General features: G+C 47.4%; 2 rRNA genes (1 of these 2 cut by a window edge). Both read left to right on the top strand.

The features are described from left to right. A 23S ribosomal RNA gene (locus DBR32_RS15480) occupies window positions 1–2,268 on the top strand; it begins 606 nt to the left of the window's first position. Window positions 2,269–2,368: 100 nt separating this feature from the next. Next, a 5S ribosomal RNA gene (rrf, locus tag DBR32_RS15475) occupies window positions 2,369–2,478 on the top strand. The last annotated feature ends 22 nt before the right edge of the window (window positions 2,479–2,500 follow it).

Genomic DNA, 2,500 nt, shown 5'->3' with positions numbered 1-2,500 from the left:
CTTACTGGCAAGGTTAAGTTCTTAAGTAACGGAGCCGCAGCGAAAGCGAGTCTTAACAGGGCGCACAGTCAGTAGGTGCAGACGCGAAACTTTGTGATCTATCCATGGGCAGGTTGAAGGTGTGGTAACACACACTGGAGGACCGAACGGGTTAACGTTGAAAAGTTATCCGATGACCTGTGGATAGGGGTGAAAGGCCAATCAAACTGAGAGATAGCTCGTTCTCTCCGAAATGTTTTTAGGAACAGCGTCACATATAAGAAGTTTATTAGAGGTAGAGCTACTGATTGGACTAGGGGGCTTCACCGCCTACCAAATCCTGACAAACTCCGAATGCTAATAAATATCTGTGGCAGTGAGGCTGCGGGCGCTAAGGTCCGTGGCCGAGAGGGGAACAACCCAGACTATCAGCTAAGGCCCCTAAATCTACGTTAAGTTGGTTAAACGATGTTCAAATCCTAAGACAGCCAGGATGTTGGCTTGGAAGCAGCCATTCATTTAAAGAGTGCGTAACAGCTCACTGGTCGAGGGTTCGGGCGCGGAAAATGATCGGGCATCAAACGTAGTGCCGAAGCTATAGGATTTATGTTTACATAAATCGGTAGGAGAGCATTCTATTTGCGTCGAAGGTGTATGGTGATGTATGCTGGAGCGGATAGAAAAGAAAATGTAGGAATGAGTAACGATAAACAAGGTGAAAAACCTTGTCGCCGAAAGACTAAGGGTTCCTGATCAACGTTAATCGGATCAGGGTTAGTCGGGACCTAAGGCATACCCGAAAGGGGAAGTCGATGGATAACTGGTTAATATTCCAGTACTCGGTATAAATTCGATGGGGTGACGCAGAAGTGAAAGGTCCGCGATCTTACGGAATAGATCGTTAAAGGGTGTAGTTATAGGTCTGGTAGGCAAATCCGCCGGACTTGATGAACCTGATAGTACCACAAAGCTACGGCAGCGTGGATAGTGACTGTAATCAGACTGCCGAGAAAAACCTCTAAGGTTCGTTTATACCGACTCGTACCGTAAACCGACACAGGTAGTCGAGATGAGTATTCTAAGGCGCTCGGGTGAGCCGTGGAGAAGGAACTAGGCAAATTAACGCTGTAACTTCGGGATAAAGCGTACCACAGCGATGTGGTCACAGTAAAATGGTGCAACCAACTGTTTAGCAAAAACACAGGGCCCTGCAAAATCGAAAGATGACGTATAGAGCCTGATACCTGCCCGGTGCTGGAAGGTTAAGGAAGCTTGTCAACCGCAAGGTGAAGCTTGCGACTGAAGCCCCAGTAAACGGCGGCCGTAACTATAACGGTCCTAAGGTAGCGAAATTCCTTGTCGGGTAAGTTCCGACCTGCACGAATGGTAGAATGAGTTGCACACTGTCTCCTCCACGAGCCCGGTGAAATTGTAGTATCGGTGAAGATGCCGGTTACCCGCCACGGGACGAAAAGACCCCGTGAACCTTCACTACAACTTTGCATTGATTTTGGGTACCAGATGTGTAGGATAGTTGGGAGACTATGAAGCAGGCACGCCAGTGTTTGTGGAGTCAACGTTGAAATACCAACCTTCTGTTACTTAGAGTCTAATCTGCGCAAGCGGAGACATTGCATGGTGGGTAGTTTGACTGGGGTGGTCGCCTCCTAAAGTGTAACGGAGGCTCGCAAAGGTTCCCTCATTACGGTTGGTAATCGTAAGTAGAGCGTATTAGTATAAGGGAGCTTGACTGTGAGACTGACTAGTCGATCAGGTGCGAAAGCAGGCTAAAGTGATCCGGCGGTTCCGTATGGAAGGGCCGTCGCTCAAAGGATAAAAGGTACTCCGGGGATAACAGGCTGATCTCCCCCAAGAGCTCATATCGACGGGGAGGTTTGGCACCTCGATGTCGGTTCGTCACATCCTGGGGCTGGAGAAGGTCCCAAGGGTTGGGCTGTTCGCCCATTAAAGTGGCACGTGAACTGGGTTCAGAACGTCGCAAGACAGTTTGGTCTCTATCTGTGGTGGGCGTTAGTAAATTGCGAGGACATGACCTTAGTACGAGAGGACCGGGTTGTATGTACCGCTGGTGTATCTGTTGTGCCGCCAGGTGCAGTGCAGAGTAGCTATGTACAGAAAGGATAAGCGCTGAAAGCATCTAAGCGCGAAACCTACCTTAAGATGAGTTTACTTTTAAGTGCCGTCGAAGACGACGACGTTGATAGGCTATAGGTGTAAAGGTGGTAACATCAAAGCCGAGTAGTACTAATTGCACGTACGCTTTATACTTTATTAATTAGAATTTTATTTAGTAGTTTTCCCAATATGTTACATTATTTTGTACGATAGTATTTGTAATGAATATTATTAAATCGCACAATAACCTTTTTATGGTGGTATTGCCGATGGTGTTCACCTCTTCCCATTCCGAACAGAGCAGTTAAGCCCATCATGGCCGATGATACTGGTTTACTCCGGGAAAGTAGGTAGCCGCCATATTTATTTTAAAGAGCATCTCTAA

This window comes from Taibaiella sp. KBW10 (assembly GCF_003852495.1).
GTDB lineage: Bacteria > Bacteroidota > Bacteroidia > Chitinophagales > Chitinophagaceae > Edaphocola.
This window is presented reverse-complemented; position numbering and strand designations above follow the sequence as displayed.